This is a genomic window from Paenibacillus arenosi, from assembly GCF_014841135.1.
GTDB classification, from domain to species: Bacteria; Bacillota; Bacilli; order Paenibacillales; family Paenibacillaceae; genus Paenibacillus_B; species Paenibacillus_B arenosi.
The window spans coordinates 141496-159687 of the sequence record NZ_JACYTN010000003.1 but is presented as its reverse complement, the minus strand read 5'-3'; the positions used below and the strand labels follow the sequence as shown (position 1 = coordinate 159687).

The window sequence follows — 18192 nt, the reverse complement described above, 5'->3', positions numbered from 1 at the left end:
CAATCTATTTGTATCTTAATTGTGAACCTCATTTTCAAACGTTAACGATCAACAGTACGAAACTGCCTAAAGGAGTTACATATGATGAAAAAACTAATCTTACCACTGCTTCTCTGCCTGCTTGTCCTTAGTGCGTGCGGCAACCAAGCACCAGCTAACAAGGAAGCCGAAGCTCCTAAAGAAGCACAACCAAGCACGATTACGTATCAATCGGAAAGTGGTCCTGTACAAGTTCCTGCTGATCCTCAGCGCGTCATCGTTCTAGGTTCATTCGCAGGGAATGTTGAGGCATTGGGCGTTAACCTAGTTGGTGTAGATACTTGGACGATGAAAAATCCGAGATTTGCAGAAAAAATGAAAGATGCTGCAGAAGTATCCGATGAGAATTTGGAGAAAATTATTGAGCTTAAACCGGATCTAATTATTGGTTTGTCTAATACGAAAAATGTAGAAAACTTAAATAAAATTGCACCGACTATCACGTACACATACGGCAAAGTCGATTATTTAACACAGCATATCGAAATCGGCAAATTGTTGAATAAAGAAAAAGAAGCTCGTGCTTGGGTCGATGACTTCAAGAAGCGTTCTCAAGAAGCTGGAAACGAAATTAAAGCTAAAATTGGTGAGAATGCTACCGTATCTGTCATAGAAAACTTCGATAAGCAGCTATACGTCTACGGCGATAACTGGGGACGTGGTACAGAAATCCTCTACCAAGAAATGAAGCTTAACATGCCAGACAAAGTGAAAGATATGACGAAAGAAGGCTACTATGCCCTTTCTACGGAAGTTCTTTCACAATATGCGGGAGACTACGTCATTCTCAGCAAAAATAAAGAGGCTGACAACTCCTTCCAACAAACAGAAACATACAAGAATATTCCTGCTGTGAAAAACAACCGTGTGTATGAAGCGAATATGATGGAGTTCTACTTCAACGATCCACTTACGCTTGAATTGCAGCTAGACTTCTTTATCAAAAGCTTTCTTGGTAAATAAGTAAGCAAATAGGCAAGTCCTTTTATGACTAGGATAATAAAGAACCTTCTCCTCCACAGATTGATGTGGTTTGGGGGGTTCTTTTGTCCATTTAATCCACAATAGAAAAGATGGGCGACTTATGATGAAACCTAATCGACGTAAGATTCCTTATCCATTAAAGCTAGCTGCTGGTTTTATCCTATTGCTAGCTACACTCGCAGCATCGCTTGTACTAGGTGCTGCCAACACAACGTTATCAGATGTATGGCTTGCCATTACGTCAAAAGAAACAAGCGAATCTATTTCAATTATTCGCGAGCTTCGTCTTCCGCGTGAGTTGGGCGCGATGTTCGTTGGGGCTGCATTAGCGGTGTCTGGAGCGATTATGCAAGGGATGACGCGCAACCCGCTGGCTGATCCGGGGCTTCTTGGCTTAACAGCGGGGGCCAATGCGGCACTTGCGATTACACTTGCCTTTATTCCTACAGCCAATTATTTCGGTATTACGATTGCATGCTTTATCGGTGCGGCGGCTGGAGCCTTTATTGTATTCGGTATCGCTTCCTTGAAGAAAGGCAATCTTTCTCCATTGCGCCTCGTGTTAGCCGGAGCGGCGATGACAGCATTCCTGAATGCGATTGCAGAGGGGATAGCTATTTACTTTAAAATATCGAAGGACTTGTCCATGTGGACAGCTGGTGGTTTGATCGGTACTACGTGGGAACAGCTGCAAATCATTATTCCGTTCATTTGTATTGGCCTTATTCTCGCGATCCTATGTTCAAAACAGTTGACGATTCTGAGCTTAAGCGAGGAAGTTTCGATCGGACTTGGGCAAAATGTGAAATGGATTAAAGCTGTGTTATTTGTGGTCACAACGCTCCTTGCCGGCGTTTCTGTTGCCTTAGTCGGCAATATCGCATTTCTCGGGCTTATGATCCCACATATCGTACGCGGCATTGTAGGGACTGACTATCGCTATATTGTGCCAATGTGCGCATTAATCGGCGCTTCGTTTATGATGTTTGCCGATACGATGGCACGCATTATTGGAGCACCGTATGAGACGCCTGTAGCAGCACTTATTGCAGCTCTTGGCTTACCATTCTTCTTGATTATTGTTCGTAAAGGAGGGAAAACACTGTCATGATTCCTCCAACTCTCATTCGTAAACAGCGATTGCTGCTTATTGCATTTTCGGCTCTTATTTTACTAACGACTATCGTTAGCTTAGGAATAGGCTACTCCTCCGTTTCATTTGACCGAATAGTACCGACACTGTTCGGAAACGGTACGTTCAAGGATGAGTTTGTTTTATTCACCCTTCGCCTGCCTCGAATTGTCATCACCGTACTTGCTGGTATGGCATTAGCGCTGTCAGGTGCGATTTTACAAAGCGTTACACGCAATGAATTGGCCGAACCGGGCATCATCGGCATTAACGCAGGGGCTGGAGTCGCCATTTCCATCTTCTATTTATTTGTACCGATTAATGTGGATTCGTTCGTCTATCTCATTCCTGCTGTAGCGTTTGCAGGGGCATTGCTGACGGCGGCTCTTATTTACGCATTTTCCTATAACAAGCATACGGGCTTGCAGCCTGTTCGGCTCGTTCTCGTTGGTATCGGATTCTCCATGGCATTGTCAGGTCTTATGATCGTGATCATGTCTGCGGCGGACCGTAACAAAGTCGATTTTATTGCAAAATGGATGTCAGGCAATATTTGGGGATCAGACTGGCCGTTCGTGTGGGCAATACTTCCCTGGCTGATCGTGCTCATCCCGTTTACGCTTTATAAGGCAAATCGGATGAATATCCTTATGCTAAGCGAGCCTGTCGTTGTTGGTGTCGGCGTTTCTGTACAGAAAGAACGGATCGTGCTGCTGCTGGCAGCTGTCGCATTAGCGGCATCTGCGGTGTCTGTAACAGGCGGGATTGCCTTTATTGGTCTTATTGCCCCTCACTTAGCAAAAGCGCTTATCGGGCCGCGCCATCAGCTGTTTATTCCGTTAGCCGTGCTGCTCGGCGGTTGGCTGCTGCTAGTAGCCGATACGATCGGCCGTAATATTGTTGATCCAGAGGGGATTGCAGCAGGTATTATGTTTGCGATCATCGGAGCGCCTTACTTCATCTACTTGCTGTGGAAGAAGTAGTTCCTGCTATTCACAACCTTCACTTCCATTCAAAAAAATGGTTAGTGAAGGTTGTTTTTTTGAGTCCTAAAATCACTTATTTACTATCTTAGCTAATCGCTAAGGAATAAATAAATGGAGGGATTCGAATGGCAACCATTATTACTGGAAGCACAGCTAAACCGCGTACACCAACTTATCAACCCAAGGGCACTAGTTCTGTTTATAAAAGTGGAGGATTTCTCTTTTTTACAGACTGTCCGGAGCCAGTAGGCTCGGGGGATTTAGTCGACGCTGGAAAATGGATGAACAGAGATACGGTTTCAGGGTCTGGGTTTGTATATAGCTGGCATCATAATAAAGCTGGTAAAACAATCAAACATGGTTTACTCGTATACAATCCAAACAGTTATGCGATTAAAGTAAGCTCTAGTAATCACGGTACAACCAATTTATCAGGCAGCCAGACTGATACAAACGCTTGGAAAAACTATTTTTCAGGGACAGTTACGCAATCACCTGTAGTCATAAACCCTAACTCTTTCGGGGTTCTCTTTCAGCAGAGCATCCCAAACGAAAATGTGTTTGGATATTTGGGAAAAGTAAATGTAAGCAATAACGGTACTTCTGCTGCTGCATCGGCAATCTTTTACGATCTGGCATGGGTCAACAATTATATAGGTGCATCCGAATGGGCACCTGTGCAAGGTAGAACTTTCGTACGAGGAAAAGGTGCAGCTTATTATTCCACCATTCATCTTGCCCCACTTGCACCTACGGATGCCAATCCCCATGGTGTAGCTTATAAATTTGCTTCATCCGAGAAATATAGCAGCAGTGAACATACTATTTTTGGTACAGACGATCTTGTTTATATCACAGATCCAGGACCAACATTCCCGGTCGTTGTTAAAAAACAGGACGGTTCAGGAAATACAGAGACCATCATAAGAGACGGCTCAGGATTTAATAGTGGAGCATATGGTCAGCAAATGGCAGTTACTATGAAGATTAAAAACACTTATAATGTTTCGAAAAACTTTAAGATTTATATGGGTAAGACTGGTGGTGGCGGATTCTCATTCCCTTTAATCAACATGGGCGGAGTGTCTCAATCTTATGCATGGGTACCTAAAGATAGCTTTGTAGATATTATAGATACAGGTACAATCCCTGCGAACTCAGAAGCTACAATTACTTTCTTCTTAGTTATCCCAGCTATGTCATCAACACCTTTTGTAATTGGTGCTAGAACAGCTAGCTTCGCATAAATGATTTAGAAGCTTTCAATTATTGAAGATAGTAGAAAGAACCTTCTTCTCCCACTTTCAGTGGTTGTTTGAAGGTTCTTTCTTTATATAATGTAAAAGTAGTCCAAGATATCTTCTCACTTTTAAGAACAGCCTTCCTTTTTCTTGCCCTTCCTATTAAACACTCGGCCATGTATCTAACTGAATCGAATTAATGGAGCAAATCCGATCACGCGTAAGCGCAAACGTAATTGCCTCCACCACATGGCGATTCGAAATGTTCTGATCGTCACGAGTGTTTCGAGGTTGAGCCCATTCTGGATCAACTGGAGAAACATCGTCGAAGTCAGGCGGATACACTCCAATAACGCGAATCCCTTCTGGCTTGAGACGATGACGAAGTCGATCTGTGAATCCAGCTTGAGCAAACTTAGCTGCGTGGAACGCTTCGTGTGCCGACTCATGCTGCACATTCAATAGACCGCATACGGATATCATATTGACGATATCGGCACCTTTGGAACGGCGCAGCAGCGGTAGGAAATGACGTGTGATAAGGGTAGTGCCCACAGCAGCAGAGTTGATTGTGTCGCTAATCTCTTCATCGCTAACGCTATCAAACTCACCAGCCAGCCACATTGCACCATTGTTGATTAGAATATCGATTTCAGAAGAACTCTCCGCCTCAACCGCTTCGGCAAAGGAGCGAATCTGCTCGGAATTGCGCAAATCCACCGCATATTTCAATGGCACCTGACCCGTCGTTTCCTCTATAAGTCGAGAGGTTTCGTTAAGACTATCCTTCGTGCGGGCAGATAGAAACAGTTGAGCCCCCATCTTGGCCAAGCTAATCGCTAAGGCCTGCCCTAATCCGCGGCTCGCTCCTGTAATGACGACTTTTTTGCCTGCTAACTCCATCGTTATCCCTCCTTGGTTTACACATTCCACCATTTAAGCATATAGAAATGATACCACTTTGTAAACCAAAAAGTATAAAAAGTTTGTGTGGCTGTTCTGATTCACTGCTTTTACAAGAAGAAGAGCCGCCCCTCTTAAAAAATATATGTTTGATGAATATCGTCTCGGTTAGAATTAAATTGCCAAGTTCCCTGCATTCCCTTTAATTCGGTAATTGCCTGAACGTACATTTGCCCTTCCATATGCATGCCACTAAGTGTGAAAAACTCCTTAGCTTTATTTAAATCTCCAGCACCATATTGCCGTAATCCTTCTTCATAACTAAGTTTGGCCAAGTGAATTTCGGAGTCTCTGTATCCTTTTAAATCAACAAATAGTTCAATTGCTCTCGTATTTTCGTTATCTTGCATAAATGACCTTGCCTGCAAATACTTAGCGCTAGGAAGAATATGACGCTCAAAAATAAAGATTACAGCTATAACAACAACTACGGTAGCAACATATTTAATAATAGGTCGTTTAGATTTCGGTTTTTTATTAGATATCTCATTTATTTCCTCATTATGTACAGCAGCTTCTATCTTTTCAATGTTTGGCGGCATTACTCTTTCGCCACAATTACCGCAAAATCTATCTCCTTCTTTAATTCTGTGTTCTCTGCAATTTGTACAAAGCATGTATAGACACACTCCTTTCCTATACATTATTTAGAGCCCAAATCACACGAAACACACCCCTTAAAGAGACGATGGCTTCACGAAAATGGCACCAGCGTGTAATTTAAGGGGTGTACGATTACGTTATATCATTATGAAAGTATCCATTATTTCGGCTTAAGAAGTACGCATGACTAACCACACTTCCTAGCTATCAGGAAAAATCGATGTTCCATCGATTCCACATAGCCCTTCTGCTCCACTTGCGCTTGAAGAAGGCAGAGCTTATCAAAGTGCTTCTCGACCGTGAAATCAGGAAACTCCCACTCAATGATTTTGGCAAAATACACAAGAGCACCTACATCGAAGAACTTCAACCTCGGGAAATACTCCCTCGAATCCATGATCGTAAACCCAGCCTTACTAAGTTCTTTACTGCTGCTGGCAAGATCGAACTTCTGGTCCACAATCTCAGGTGTTTTACCTAATAAAAAGGTGGAAAGCTCCTTGTTGTTCAGTCCCCCGACCTGCTGCGTAACGAAGATGCCGTTCGGCTTGAGAATACGGCGTACTTCTTCCACAGAGTACGCTTCGTGTCGATTGATCACAAGATCAAAGAAATTGTCTTCATACGGCAGCTCATTGTCATCGATAACTCTTCTAACCTCAATCCCATGAGCAGGAAGCGTGCGCTTGCACAATTCATAGTTCGGTAGGTAAGCCTCAGTCGCGTACGTGCTGCCCTTCGGTGGTGAAAGGGATAATAAAAATTCTCCTCCACCTGTCCCCATGTCCAGCAACGTTGTGGACGAATGTATATAAGATAAGACTGTGGCTTTGTAATCCCAAGGTTCAGCCTGAAACTCAGACCGACCGTCAATATAGGAGAAATCCCAGCCTGCAAATGTCTTTTCCTCTTCCAATTTCCATAGGTTCTTCCATTCATTTGTCTTCATCATAACTGTACCCCTCTCGCATCATTGATCATTAGTTTGTTCATGTGCGGATGCGGTGCAGTTGACTGATAACAGTCCCATATTTAAGCTCGGCGCAATCTGTTATCAGATTAGCTCAACTGCACCGAGCAGTTACCCATTTTCATCATTAGAATGACCTCTCTTAAACGTGACATATACATATATTGTACATTAGTTAGTCATTATATGTAAATATGAACATTTACATATAATGACTTTGTTATTTTTCTTTACTTGTAATAAAAATAAATGTGTAAGAAGGGGCAGTGGAGCAGCTGAAATTGGAGATACTTTTTACGCATCGTGCAAGCTCCTCTTAAGGGTATTGTGGTTTACATTTCCAATTTAACACCATATACTTTTCATAAGTAAGTACGCACTTTCTCGTTCGATACTTACCAGAAGGGAAGTGTTCCTGATCGAAACCCCTAGTCCATTCTATGAATTCAACGGGAAGACATATCAATGCCCGATTGAACTGTCCATCGCCTTATTCGCTGGGAGATGGAAGCCCACTATTATTTATAAGCTGCTTGACGGAAAAAAGCGGTATGGCGAGCTGAAAAAGCTAATTGAAGGCATTAATCACAAGGTGCTTGCCGAACAACTGCGCGACCTCGAAGCAAGCGGTATTATCGCTCGACATGTCTTTCCAACGAATCCTCCAAAAGTAGAGTATGAGCTTACTCCTCTCGGCGAAGGCCTACGACCTGCCATTGACCATTTGCAGCAATGGGGACTTCAATTCCAAGCGGAACATTCAAAGACTAAGCCCGTTGCAAACCATTGCCCTGAACTTGCTCAGGAACAAAAATAGAACCGTCTCGGTTACCGCACCTGCTGGTACTGACCCCCTTTTATGTGCTAGGAGTCACTACTGTATGTGCATAAGCGCTGGACGGTTTTTCTGTCTTTCTATTCTGTTTTCTATGAAATGAGATCCCTTAAAGTAACACCGCTTACGCTTACCTCCGGGTAAGTATCTTCCGAAAAAGTGCGTACTTATTTTTTGTGCGTAGTTGATATATGATGGATATGATTAAGTCACACATCCAAATCGGAAAAGTAGGAGTGGTAAAGATGAGCGTGTTAGTTATTGCGGTTCACCCTAATTTAGCGGAATCAAAAATTAATAAAGCGTTAATTGAGGAACTAGGAAAGCATGAGCAGATTACCGTTCATTCTCTCTACGAAGCTTACCCTGACGAAGTCATCGACGTGGCACGTGAGCAGCAGCTTCTGCTTGCGCATGATCGGATTATTTTTCAATTCCCATTTTATTGGTACAGCAGTCCACCGCTATTAAAAAAGTGGCTTGATCATGTGCTGCAATACGGTTGGGCTTTCGGACCAAACGGTGATCATTTGCAGAAGAAAGAAATCGGTGTAGCGATCTCCGCCTACGGAACCAATGAACAATATCAAGCGGACGGAGATAACCGTTCCACAATCGAAGAGCTGCTTAAACCGTTTGAGGCAACTGTGAACTTTGTAGGGGCTTCTTACTTCCCTCCGTTCAAGCTCTATAATGTGGGCAGTCTAAGTGAAGAGCAATTGGAGCAAAGCAAGGCAGATTATGTCCAACATCTTACTTCTGCTCAACTTTCTCACGTAAAATAAACATAAAAAAGCAATGCTATCACATACAAAGACCCCCAATTTATTCACCGATTGAGGGTCTTATTATTTTTCATCCGCCTTTATGAGTGGTCTTTGCGGTACAACTCACGACTCTTATAGCCTGCTTGAAGAATCATTTTCATCTCGTCACGGCGCTTGGCTCTTGTCGCTTCTTGCTTCGCACTGTACACATAGCGTGCCCAGTCCTTGCGATACCCCGGAGTCAGCCCCTGATAGATCGTCAGCAGCTCTGGTGTATCTGCCAAGTCCTGCTCTACATTGGGAATGAGCGCAATGTAATCATCTACACATTGACTGGATGCAGAGGAAGTCTGACCTTTACCCTTCGCATCTTCTTTAAACCCGACAACGGTAAACACATCGTCAAGACCGACCATACGCGCAAATTTGACTGTGCTTGTCCCGACATATCCCTGTTCATCACTGCCTAGACCAGACAGCAGGTCATCACGGTGAATAAACGTTTCGTATACTTTGTTGCCCTTTTTCGGATAAGCAGCAAACAGGTAGCCGTTCTTTGTAAGATGCTTCTGTTCGATTACGCGATTTACAAGCTCCTTTAAAGATTCCATATCTAGTGTGAAAGCGAAGATGAGTTCGTACGAAGTACCTTCTTCAAGCGTTGTATGATATCCTGACAGCTCTGTGAAATAATCAGAACCTTCGGGCTGATTTAATATAGCAGCTTGCTTATACTTGTGTAGATTCAATTTTTCTACGATGGTTTTAGACATTGGTGCTTCATCTCCTGACCTGCGTGTGATCGAAAACATACTTGTAGACTAAGTATAGCCCAAGGGATGATCGAAAATAAAATGATGGATAATTGAGATATAAAAAACGCCCCGAAGGGCGTTTCATATATGGACTATATTCAACAATAGTAATGGTTACTTTGCTGGAACGAGATCATTTAGTACAAATCGTTCTACCGCTTTCGCTACCCCATCATTCATATTTGTATCGGTAACGTAATCAGCTAACTTCTTAATTTCATCTGGTGCATTGCCCATTGCGACAGCAAGACCTGCAAACTCAAGCATCGCAACATCGTTATAACCGTCACCCATCGCGATAACTTCTGAGCGCTCGATGCCAAGCTTTTGGATAAGATGATGCAAGCTTGTCCCTTTGTTTACTCCATCTTCCGTAAACTCTAGGAAAAATGGCTTGGAGCGCATCACGTTCAATCGCCCTGCCATTTTCGCTTTTAGCTTCTCTTCTACAAGGACGAGCTTCTCAGGCTCTGCTACCATTAGTACCTTTACAACGGGTACTTGAACCGCTTCAGCGAAGTTTGGCACCTCAACTACTTTCATCCCTGTAATTTCAGATTCAACATAGGTATATTTAGTCGCTTCCTCCGTGATAATATCATCGCCGACATACGTCAAAGCTGATACGCCCTCTTCGATGCTCATCTTATGCAGCTTATGCGCCATTTCTGGCGTTAACGTACTGCTGAACGACTCTTCTTGCGTCTTCCAGTTAATAATTTTTGCACCGTTGAACGACAAGATGTAGCTGCCGAAACGCTCAAGATTCAGTTCATCTGCCAATGCTCGCATCGCATAGGTTGGACGGCCTGACGCCAATACAACTTTAACGCCTGCTTCCTGCGCAGTCATTAGCGCTTGCTTATTGCTTGGCGAAATTGTTCCGTCATTACGCAGTAATGTATCATCAAGATCGAGTACAATCATTTTATATTTCATATGGCAACATCCCTTTATCTATAATCTAGTAAAAGTTAAGTAACTCCTTCTACTATACCATTTCTCTGGATGCTGGGGCTCACCAATATCTGTTGTGGATACTGCGATATGGGTTTCCTCTTCGAACCACAAGTATTTTGAGAATCTGAAAATAATGAAGAGCAAACAATTCTGTTCTCCACAGAATTCTGTATTAGCATTGAATGATTTACTATAGTAAAACTTCACTTCTAATACATGAAATTACTTATCTCTAGACTCTAAAATTTTAAGTCCAGTAAATAAGAAAACGAGCCTTGGAACTACGGCTCGCTCTTATAGCTAACTACTTAATTATGAAGTAAAAATGAGTACTCTATAATTACTCAATTATCTTTAATTACAATTTTATTATTAATTTTTGAAGCTAATTCTATGGGTGTATATAAATCAATATTGGTTGCGGGGGTAGATAATGTGACAATCAGTGTATAGTTAACCTCTCCACTCCACTGATCTAGCCATGGTCTTTTACTCCACCATCCGCTAATAGGATAGATTCCAATCATGTTACTCGTTGCAAGTTGCGAAGCGGTTGTTTCCCATATATCACTATGAATAGAACCTTTATTTCGAGTATTAGGTCCTAATGTCCAATCAATATTACTTGACTGGGTCTTTCCATCTTCTTCATCTTTAGCTGCTTGATTAATTCGCTTAATAAATTGCTCTTCCGTCGCTGTTCCATTCATATCAAACCTTAGTCCATATGAAGCATAAGAATATCTGCTTTTCCAGCCAACCTCACCCGGGCTTGGTTCAATATAATAAGACAATGTTATTCTTAATTTTACATCTAGCTCTCCGAGACTTAAGAGTACTTCCTTAGGCCAAGGTAACTTATGTAAATGCATTTCATTCAATGCAATCGATGAATTATGTTTTTTAAAAGGCATTAATTTAGATTGAACAATCATACTCACATTATTTTTCAGACCCTGTAATGCCCTCTCTAAATTTGGCACTCCATAACCACACATTCGAGCAAGGTTATGATAATGCTTTTTGTCACTACCCTCTAAAAATTGTTTTTTTAACTCCTCAGTCCATTCCGCTGAATGAACCATTAAGCCTCTTACCGTTTCGGGCCATGCTTCTGGATATTTCGATTGAATTTGTGCTGCCATCCATGACGCTTTTGCTGTAGCAGCACTGGTAGCATTAAAAGTAGTAAACTGTTCTCTCGGAAGATTATGAGATGTAGTTAAGATACTGTGATCGGTATCAGAATAGGCACCATATTTATCAACAATTAAATTGCCACCTTCTAAAACAATTTCAGGTTTGATTGGCCATTTGTTTTTGTCCCAGCTAAATGAAGTTGTGCTATGGGGCGATAAGCCGCCTTTTGGTGCAAGTGGTGTATAAGTTTTGTAGGGATTATAGAGATCAGTATATGCCCCGACAGTTAATGAGTTCCAAGACTGACCTGGATTCTGAACGACACTAGTATAATTACTATCGGGATATTCATCTTTATGATTTATAAAATTATTACCTGCTGATACAAGAAATACTTTATGAGTACCGTCGATTGACCCCGAAGTGATTCTATCTAGTGAAGCAGACCACGAAGAAGGTCTACCATCGTCTGTTTGGTAATTTGGAGCCGTTACTGCCATACAGATTACTCTCTGTCTATCTGGGTTATCAATTATTGCACTGCTAATAACTTGCTCCGTTATATCACCATATAACTCTGGCGGATTTTCGCCTTTATCAGGAATTATCTTCAGAGATTCAATTTTATGCTTAATTTCTATTTTTTCATATCCTACTAGGATTTCCTTTAAGTCACCATATCCTATTATCCCGCTCATCATTGTGCCATGCCCAGCTGAGTCAAAAACATTCCATTTTAAGTCATATGCATAAAGATCTGTATCAGCTATCATTGGTTCTAGTAGCATGTGACCATTGCTAACTCCGGTATCAATAACACTTACAAAAACATTTGTATCTTGACTAACCTCAAGTCGATCTAATAAATCTCGCGCCCAATCAACCTGTTCTTTATTATCTATTTCAACATAAAATGCAACAGCTTCAGAGGCCCTTCTCATTTCTGCAATATTACCACTTAAAAACAACATCTTTTGCAAATTATCTCTATTAGCTCTAACTAAAACAACTCGCCTCTCGGGAAATCTAATAGAGTTATTTTTAACTTCTAATTGAAGCTTGTCTGTAACAACTTTAATAAATTCCTCATATGTAGTGTCACTATCACTGCTCAGCCATATTTCACACCACACATGTTCCTCTTCTGGAATCCATTTCTTTTCACTCTCGCTCCAAAAAGATTCAAGAATAGCCAGGTTTATATCTTCAATTCCATCGATGAGTGCAGCATTTTTGGGTTTTCCTTTCTCAGTCTCCTCATTGATATATTGGTTCAGTTTATTTAAAAAAATATTTCTCCTATCTTTAGGGATATATACAGTGGCTAATCTTTCAACCTTGCCAGCAATTTTTCGCTCCCTAATATTTAACAGCCTAATTCCATCCTTCCTACTTTCTAAACTTTCAAATTTAATATCATAACCTGGGAGGTTTCGAAATTCCACATAAACTCCATCATTAGATGAGGTAGAAACCGCCCCATTAGATTCCGGGCTAACTGTCCATAAATTTTCGAACTGTTTTTTTAATTTTTCACTATGTGTTAATCTATTTCTTACTGGATATTTCGCTCCCCCTTGGCCTCTACCCTTGTAACTGTGAGATTCTGCAGTATTTAGAAAAAAGTGTGGGAAAAATTGACTAGTCATTTAAAGTCTCCTTTTAAAATCTTGTCATCTTACCTTTTCTTTAATCATTTTTAAAAGCTGCTCACTGGTAACTGTTTTTTTATCAGACATAATCGCCTCTTTTATTGAATCATCACATGCTTTAGTTAATTCAGCATGACTCAACGATCCACTTATATCCAATATATTCTCCATATCTATTGAGTTCTCAGGAGGTGCAAATTGTCCGAGCCTATTGATTATTAAATCTGGGATCTGCCTCTTACTTGGTAGTGCAAAATGGATAACATCATCGAATCTACGAAATAATGCTGGATCGAGAAGTTGTGGATTGTTAGTCGCAGCTATAATTATACTTTCCGAATCATCTTGTTCTATGAACTGCAGGAACAAATTCAATACACGCCTAACCTCACCTACATCATTATCTTTATTCCTATCTGTTCCAATGGCATCAAATTCATCGAAAAAATACACTGCTTGGTATTCCTTTATTGCATCAAAAACGACCCGTAACTTTGTTCCTGTTTCCCCCATGTACTTAGTCATTAATTTATCCATTTTGATTGTACACAATGGAAGACCTATCTCAGTTGCGATTATTGATGCAGACAGTGTTTTCCCTGTTCCGGGGACTCCTTCTAACAGAATCTTTCTTCTATTACTTAATCCATACTTTGTAAGCTTTTCTCTCATTTGATATTCTTTGAGTATTCGATAAATTCTATCTTTAATCTCATTGGTCACCACAAGCTCAGCCAATCTATGTTCACCAATGGTTGTATCTATTAATTCATCTATATCTTTACTAAATTCAATTATTTTGTAATTACTATTTTGATTATTATTTAAAATGCCTCTTAATTCACGTGCGAATGAAGTATGCCCTAACTTCGCTTCATGTGCAGCTAGTTGTAATACTATAGTTTTAAATCTATCGTCGTTTTTAGATACATGCGCCTCAACTAACATTTTTATTTGTGCAGCCGTCGCCATTAGTTCACCTCGCTTCTAAAAAGTATCATTATCTATATTTGCCCATTGTAATTACTTTTATTGTATCAGAACTACTATTTTTTATCATAAGATTTTCTAAACAAAATGATACAATTTTCAGGTATTGATTTAGGATATTATATGCTCCAATTCATGCAGTGTACCTCACAAGTATAAACTGTATCCTCTAGAGCCTAATAATTTCATTACACTCAATCAACCCATTAATAGGATTGAAAAGAATAAAACATATATTGTATATAATTTAATAATATCGGAAAAAGAGTTTGTTCTATCGATGTCTATTAAAGCTGTGCTTTTTGATTTTGATGAAAGCTTGCTGATACACTGCCTTTATCTTTCAATGCTTTTAAGTCCGTATTCAAACAATACGATAATCGAGAGGTTACGAACGAGGAGCTCGTTGCGATGTTCGGCCCAACAGAAGAAGGTATCATTGATGCCAACTTCGCCAGCAAGCCATCCGTGCAAGACGCCATTCAAGATTACTACTCCTACTATGAACAAGAGCATCATAACGAGTGCCAGTGTGAGGAAGAGAGCATCCACATCCTTCATTTTTTAAAGGAGCACGGGGTACAAATTGGTGTCGTTACAGGTAAAAGCAGACGCTCTTTTGACATTTCCACTACGGCATTGCAGCTCGACTCCTATTTTGATGTATCGATCACGGGTGATGATGTGGTCCAGCCTAAACCCCATCCAGAAGGCATTCATAAAGTGCTCCATACATTAGGATTGATCCGGTAAATGCAATCTTTGTAGGTGATAGCAACGCGGACATTTTCGCCGGAAAAGCTGCCGGATTACGTACATACGCTGTTCAATGCCTGTCTACTTGCCAAAGCTTGACCTATGATCTGGAACCAGATGGACTTTTCACGAATGTGGCGCACTTTCGCGAACTTCTTGAGAAAGAGGTCGTTATCCATGGACACTAAGTGGCTGGAATGGGCGAAACAAATCCAAAAAATTGCACAAACAGGGCTCATTTATACGCAAAATGAGTATGATATCGAGCGGTACGAGGCTTTAAGGGATCTTAGTGTCGATATTCTAGCTAACTATAGTTTACGGATAAAGAGAAAATTGCACTTACCTTCGCGAGCGATCTTGGCTACGCCACCCCAAAAGTAGATATTCGTGGCGTCGTGTTCAGAGACAACAAAATTCTTCTTATTCGTGAAAAAATAGATGGCGCATGGGCGCTACCAGGGGGCTGGGCGGATATCGGTTTCTCCCCCTCCGAAATCGCAGTAAAAGAGGTTAAAGAAGAATTAGGCTTTGACGTTTTGCCTATCCGCTTGCTGGCGGTCATGGACAAAAAGTTTCATAACCATCATCCTGAGCCTTATCATGTCTACAAGCTGTTTATCCGCTGTGAAATTGTTGGCGGTGAAGCAACAGTAGGCTTAGAGACAAGCGCAGTTGAGTTTTTCGAAGTGAATCGCCTACCAGAGCTGTCACTTGAGCGAAATACAGCTGAGCAGATTAAAACGATGTTTGAGTTTCTTGAACATCCCGATAAGCCCATTATGTTGGATTAAGGAATGAGTAGCAGAAAAAGAACCAATTACTTGGATATGGGATAATCACTATCCTATCCTGTGATCCAAGTTGTTTGGTTCTCTTCGTTTTCATTTAGTCGATCGTAATACCGCACTCGCTAATCCAGTAAGGACAGATCCGAAGTTAGCGCCTAAAATGTTAGGAATGACGATTAGGAGCAGCTTATCCCCCGCTACGACAGGGATGCTTTGAGGACTAATTCCATTTGCATTGTCTCCCGGAGCAACAGTAGTAAAGTTCGGTGCCAGTGCAAGCGGTGTCCCCACTGGATTAAATGTATTGCTGCTGGCCGACGCCAAGTAGATTTGCATATTCACCTGCACAGGGCCAGGTAAAGTGCCCTGATTTAAAACAAAGAAGAAACCAGCTAACGAAGTGATCGTTCCCGTTCGAGGTACAACGAAGCTGAAATTAGGTACATTGGGTAAGCCTAACGTTATGGACCCACCTGGGGTCACACTAACTTGCGATGCAACGCCAAATGTAAAGATCCCTCCATCTACAATCGGATCACCCACGCCTGTAATAAGTGAAATGGTATCATCACCTGTACTATATGGGATGATCGCCCCAATCCCAACAGCTGGAGGTCCCGTGACTCCGGTTGCCCCAGTTGATCCCGTTGCACCCGTATCCCCTTGGATACCAGTAAACCCTGTGGCTCCAGTTACACCCGTCGCGCCCGTAGCACCAGCGGCTCCTGCTGTGCCCGTGGCTCCGGTAACTCCAATTCCGGTCGCACCTGTGGGACCTGTCACTCCGATACCTGTTACTCCGGTTGTCCCTGTGGCACCTGCTGCTCCTGCTTGGCCTTGAGGCCCTGTAGGCCCTTGCGGACCAGGAGGTCCGGGAATTCGTTTTACTTTCACGATCATTTTTTTGCATACGTTATGCCGTTTGATCTTTACTTTGCGATGAGCACTTTTTTTAAAGGTGCTCCGACGCTTTTTGTAATTATACACCGTATCGTCCCTCCCTCTTCGTTTTCCTTACCAGCATTTTATTGGGTAAGCAGACGATTCGGTTGGACATCTGTACCTTTCACACATCATTTTTCTGTGTCACTTGTCCATTTTTATAGACAAAGGCCGCCCCAATTAGGGCGACCTCTTGCAGGCTAACTCTTTATTTATCGTTTTTTACAACAGGAATCCATAGCTCATTTTTATTCTCTTCTGGCGGAAAATAACTCTCAATTGCAGGCAGGTCCGCAAGATCGTAGGAGGATACAGGCAACCAATCCGTATATAATCGTTTCCAACTTTCTTGGATGTTTTGTGGCACCCCAGTCGATTCAAAAACAGCCCAAGTTGCTGCTGGAATATCAATTTTAACTAACCCTTCAGGGACCTCTTGGTCTGATGCAATCCCCATTATATAGTCGAACCCTTCATTTCCACCCCATTGTCCACTTGCACACACGCCTATTAACAAAAGTAAATAACCGGTAATGCCTAGGATTTAGTATATAAAGTCGTAGTATCTATTTCGATTGTAACGGAGGAATACCTTTATCCATTCCGATACAATGACACATTAAGTTGAAATGAAATGGCGGAAAATGAGACAATAACAACGATAAGAAGGACCGGCGAGAGCAACTCTTAATTCAGCTCTTACAGCAACCCTTACTGCAATTACAATCATGAAAGCATATTTTGGACGAATCATATGTATCACGCAATAGACATCTTGGGGTAAAGGGGACATACGTATGACGGAAACTAACGTTAACAACTGGAGAAATGGAGCTGCTGGGCGCAAGTTTATCGCCTCGTTTAGCGGAGGAAAAGATAGCGTCCTAGCATTATATAAAGCGATGAAAGTGGGAGAACCGTTGGGACTCATCGTCATGCTTGAAGAGGAAGGGAAACGTTCCCGCTCCCACGGCATGCCGCCGGAACTTATTCATGCGCAAGCTGAATCAATCGGATTGCCCGCCTTTACAGCTGCCGCAAGCTGGGCAGATTATGAAGCTGTCTTTATCGCCCTTCTGGAACAGGCGAAACAGCAAGGTGCCGAAGTGTTAGTAACTGGCGACTTGGACATGCCTGCTCATGGCTGTTGGCAGGATGGCATTACACAGCGAGTGGGAATGAAGCTCGGCATGCCTCTGTGGGAAATGGACCATCGCGAAACAGTCGATGAATTTATCAATTTGGGATTTGTTACAGTTCTCGTGACGGTGAATCTATCGTTAGGGATGACAGAAGACGATCTAGGGCGAACGCTAACACATGAATTTGTGAAAGAACTTGAAGCGCGCGGTATCGACCCTTGCGGAGAAGGCGGAGAGTTCCATACGACGGTCATTGATGGACCTATTTTCAAACATCCTATTCCTGTTCGTAAGTGTGAAATTTTAAGGCATGAAAACTATGCCTTTCTTCCATTGAAGCTGGATGAAACGAGCAAAATAAGTGGCTCATAAGCTATAGGAGTTTGAAGCACCAACAGTTGAAATGACAAACAGCACACAAGCCATCCCGATTAGGATGGCTTGGATCGTTTTTTCGCTAGCGATGGCTTCCATCATTTCTTGC

Annotated in this window: 18 protein-coding genes and 1 pseudogene; 10 read left to right on the top strand and 9 right to left on the bottom strand. The window is 41.9% G+C overall.

Annotation, left to right across the window (positions count from 1 at the left end):
- Nucleotides 1-84: 84 nt before the first annotated feature.
- From IFO66_RS06705 to IFO66_RS06690, 4 genes are all read left to right on the top strand, one after another.
- On the top strand, nucleotides 85-1002 hold the full coding sequence (locus tag IFO66_RS06705) for an iron-hydroxamate ABC transporter substrate-binding protein (protein ID WP_192024661.1): 918 nt from the start codon (nucleotides 85-87) through the stop codon (nucleotides 1000-1002).
- A 121-nt stretch (nucleotides 1003-1123) separates the two neighbouring features.
- Entirely contained in the window at nucleotides 1124-2134 is a 1011-nt protein-coding gene (locus tag IFO66_RS06700; protein ID WP_192024399.1) for a FecCD family ABC transporter permease, read from the top strand.
- Nucleotides 2131-3138 (top strand): FecCD family ABC transporter permease, encoded by a 1008-nt coding sequence (locus tag IFO66_RS06695; RefSeq protein ID WP_192024398.1) that lies wholly within the window; start codon nucleotides 2131-2133, stop codon nucleotides 3136-3138. Before IFO66_RS06700 ends, IFO66_RS06695 begins: the two co-directional genes overlap by 4 nt.
- Nucleotides 3139-3266: 128 nt before the next feature.
- Nucleotides 3267-4388: a hypothetical protein gene (locus IFO66_RS06690; protein WP_192024397.1), complete on the top strand. Its 1122-nt coding sequence runs from the start codon at nucleotides 3267-3269 to the stop codon at nucleotides 4386-4388.
- A 156-nt stretch (nucleotides 4389-4544) separates the two neighbouring features.
- Here the strand turns inward: IFO66_RS06690 and IFO66_RS06685 are convergent, their stop codons facing one another.
- The 3 genes from IFO66_RS06685 to IFO66_RS06675 form a co-directional block, all read right to left on the bottom strand.
- A complete protein-coding gene (locus IFO66_RS06685) occupies nucleotides 4545-5285 on the bottom strand; it encodes an SDR family NAD(P)-dependent oxidoreductase (RefSeq protein ID WP_192024396.1) in 741 nt (246 codons plus the stop codon).
- A 134-nt stretch (nucleotides 5286-5419) separates the two neighbouring features.
- Entirely contained in the window at nucleotides 5420-5962 is a 543-nt protein-coding gene (locus IFO66_RS06680; protein WP_192024395.1) for a hypothetical protein, read from the bottom strand.
- A 173-nt stretch (nucleotides 5963-6135) separates the two neighbouring features.
- Entirely contained in the window at nucleotides 6136-6900 is a 765-nt protein-coding gene (locus IFO66_RS06675; protein WP_225445556.1) for a class I SAM-dependent methyltransferase, read from the bottom strand.
- A gap of 427 nt (nucleotides 6901-7327) precedes the next feature.
- Between IFO66_RS06675 and IFO66_RS06670 the strand changes: the two genes are divergently transcribed.
- Both IFO66_RS06670 and IFO66_RS06665 read left to right on the top strand, forming a co-directional pair.
- A complete protein-coding gene (locus IFO66_RS06670) occupies nucleotides 7328-7735 on the top strand; it encodes a winged helix-turn-helix transcriptional regulator (RefSeq protein WP_337912606.1) in 408 nt (135 codons plus the stop codon).
- A 263-nt stretch (nucleotides 7736-7998) separates the two neighbouring features.
- A complete protein-coding gene (locus IFO66_RS06665; RefSeq protein WP_192024394.1) occupies nucleotides 7999-8538 on the top strand; it encodes an NAD(P)H-dependent oxidoreductase in 540 nt (179 codons plus the stop codon).
- Nucleotides 8539-8618: 80 nt separating this feature from the next.
- Here the strand turns inward: IFO66_RS06665 and IFO66_RS06660 are convergent, their stop codons facing one another.
- The 4 genes from IFO66_RS06660 to IFO66_RS06645 all read right to left on the bottom strand — a co-directional run bounded on the left by IFO66_RS06660 (nucleotide 8619) and on the right by IFO66_RS06645 (nucleotide 14059).
- Complete coding sequence (locus IFO66_RS06660) at nucleotides 8619-9293, bottom strand: YdeI/OmpD-associated family protein (protein WP_192024393.1); 675 nt, start codon at nucleotides 9291-9293, stop codon at nucleotides 8619-8621.
- A gap of 156 nt (nucleotides 9294-9449) precedes the next feature.
- A complete protein-coding gene (locus IFO66_RS06655) occupies nucleotides 9450-10274 on the bottom strand; it encodes a Cof-type HAD-IIB family hydrolase (RefSeq protein ID WP_192024392.1) in 825 nt (274 codons plus the stop codon).
- A gap of 365 nt (nucleotides 10275-10639) precedes the next feature.
- Complete coding sequence (locus IFO66_RS06650; RefSeq protein ID WP_192024391.1) at nucleotides 10640-13084, bottom strand: S8 family peptidase; 2445 nt, start codon at nucleotides 13082-13084, stop codon at nucleotides 10640-10642.
- A 24-nt stretch (nucleotides 13085-13108) separates the two neighbouring features.
- Nucleotides 13109-14059 carry an AAA family ATPase gene (locus IFO66_RS06645; protein WP_192024390.1) on the bottom strand — a complete coding sequence of 317 codons (951 nt, stop codon included), beginning with the start codon at nucleotides 14057-14059 and terminating at the stop codon, nucleotides 13109-13111.
- Nucleotides 14060-14407: 348 nt separating this feature from the next.
- Here IFO66_RS06645 and IFO66_RS23755 point away from each other — a divergent pair, with 348 nt between their 5' ends.
- The 3 genes and pseudogenes from IFO66_RS23755 (at nucleotide 14408) to IFO66_RS06635 (ending at nucleotide 15627) form a co-directional block, all read left to right on the top strand.
- On the top strand, nucleotides 14408-14830 hold the full coding sequence (locus tag IFO66_RS23755) for an HAD hydrolase-like protein (protein ID WP_225445585.1): 423 nt from the start codon (nucleotides 14408-14410) through the stop codon (nucleotides 14828-14830).
- Entirely contained in the window at nucleotides 14812-15021 is a 210-nt protein-coding gene (locus IFO66_RS24205) for an HAD hydrolase-like protein (protein ID WP_337912698.1), read from the top strand. Before IFO66_RS23755 ends, IFO66_RS24205 begins: the two co-directional genes overlap by 19 nt.
- Nucleotides 15011-15627: pseudogene (locus IFO66_RS06635) on the top strand (NUDIX hydrolase). The gene IFO66_RS24205 and the pseudogene IFO66_RS06635 overlap by 11 nt, the downstream one beginning before the upstream one ends.
- A gap of 90 nt (nucleotides 15628-15717) precedes the next feature.
- Here the strand turns inward: IFO66_RS06635 and IFO66_RS06630 are convergent.
- On the bottom strand, nucleotides 15718-16611 hold the full coding sequence (locus tag IFO66_RS06630) for an exosporium glycoprotein BclB-related protein (RefSeq protein WP_192024389.1): 894 nt from the start codon (nucleotides 16609-16611) through the stop codon (nucleotides 15718-15720).
- Between the two features lie 163 nt (nucleotides 16612-16774).
- On the bottom strand, nucleotides 16775-17071 hold the full coding sequence (locus IFO66_RS06625; RefSeq protein ID WP_337912696.1) for a GyrI-like domain-containing protein: 297 nt from the start codon (nucleotides 17069-17071) through the stop codon (nucleotides 16775-16777).
- Nucleotides 17072-17363: 292 nt separating this feature from the next.
- On the opposite strand from IFO66_RS06625, the gene IFO66_RS06620 reads away from it, so the two are divergent.
- A complete protein-coding gene (locus tag IFO66_RS06620) occupies nucleotides 17364-18080 on the top strand; it encodes a Dph6-related ATP pyrophosphatase (RefSeq protein WP_192024388.1) in 717 nt (238 codons plus the stop codon).
- Nucleotides 18081-18192 lie beyond the last annotated feature (112 nt).

What these genes read in the sequence shown, in the direction of transcription:
- IFO66_RS06705 (WP_192024661.1), top strand. Translation starts at nt 85, where the DNA reads ATGAAAAAACTAATCTTACCACTGCTTCTCTGCCTGCTTGTCCTTAGT.
- IFO66_RS06700 (WP_192024399.1), top strand. Translation starts at nt 1,124, where the DNA reads ATGATGAAACCTAATCGACGTAAGATTCCTTATCCATTAAAGCTAGCT.
- IFO66_RS06695 (WP_192024398.1), top strand. Translation starts at nt 2,131, where the DNA reads ATGATTCCTCCAACTCTCATTCGTAAACAGCGATTGCTGCTTATTGCA.
- IFO66_RS06690 (WP_192024397.1), top strand. Translation starts at nt 3,267, where the DNA reads ATGGCAACCATTATTACTGGAAGCACAGCTAAACCGCGTACACCAACT.
- IFO66_RS06685 (WP_192024396.1), bottom strand. Translation starts at nt 5,285, where the DNA reads ATGGAGTTAGCAGGCAAAAAAGTCGTCATTACAGGAGCGAGCCGCGGA.
- IFO66_RS06680 (WP_192024395.1), bottom strand. Translation starts at nt 5,962, where the DNA reads ATGCTTTGTACAAATTGCAGAGAACACAGAATTAAAGAAGGAGATAGA.
- IFO66_RS06675 (WP_225445556.1), bottom strand. Translation starts at nt 6,900, where the DNA reads ATGATGAAGACAAATGAATGGAAGAACCTATGGAAATTGGAAGAGGAA.
- IFO66_RS06665 (WP_192024394.1), top strand. Translation starts at nt 7,999, where the DNA reads ATGAGCGTGTTAGTTATTGCGGTTCACCCTAATTTAGCGGAATCAAAA.
- IFO66_RS06660 (WP_192024393.1), bottom strand. Translation starts at nt 9,293, where the DNA reads ATGTCTAAAACCATCGTAGAAAAATTGAATCTACACAAGTATAAGCAA.
- IFO66_RS06655 (WP_192024392.1), bottom strand. Translation starts at nt 10,274, where the DNA reads ATGAAATATAAAATGATTGTACTCGATCTTGATGATACATTACTGCGT.
- IFO66_RS06650 (WP_192024391.1), bottom strand. Translation starts at nt 13,084, where the DNA reads ATGACTAGTCAATTTTTCCCACACTTTTTTCTAAATACTGCAGAATCT.
- IFO66_RS06645 (WP_192024390.1), bottom strand. Translation starts at nt 14,059, where the DNA reads ATGGCGACGGCTGCACAAATAAAAATGTTAGTTGAGGCGCATGTATCT.
- IFO66_RS06620 (WP_192024388.1), top strand. Translation starts at nt 17,364, where the DNA reads ATGACGGAAACTAACGTTAACAACTGGAGAAATGGAGCTGCTGGGCGC.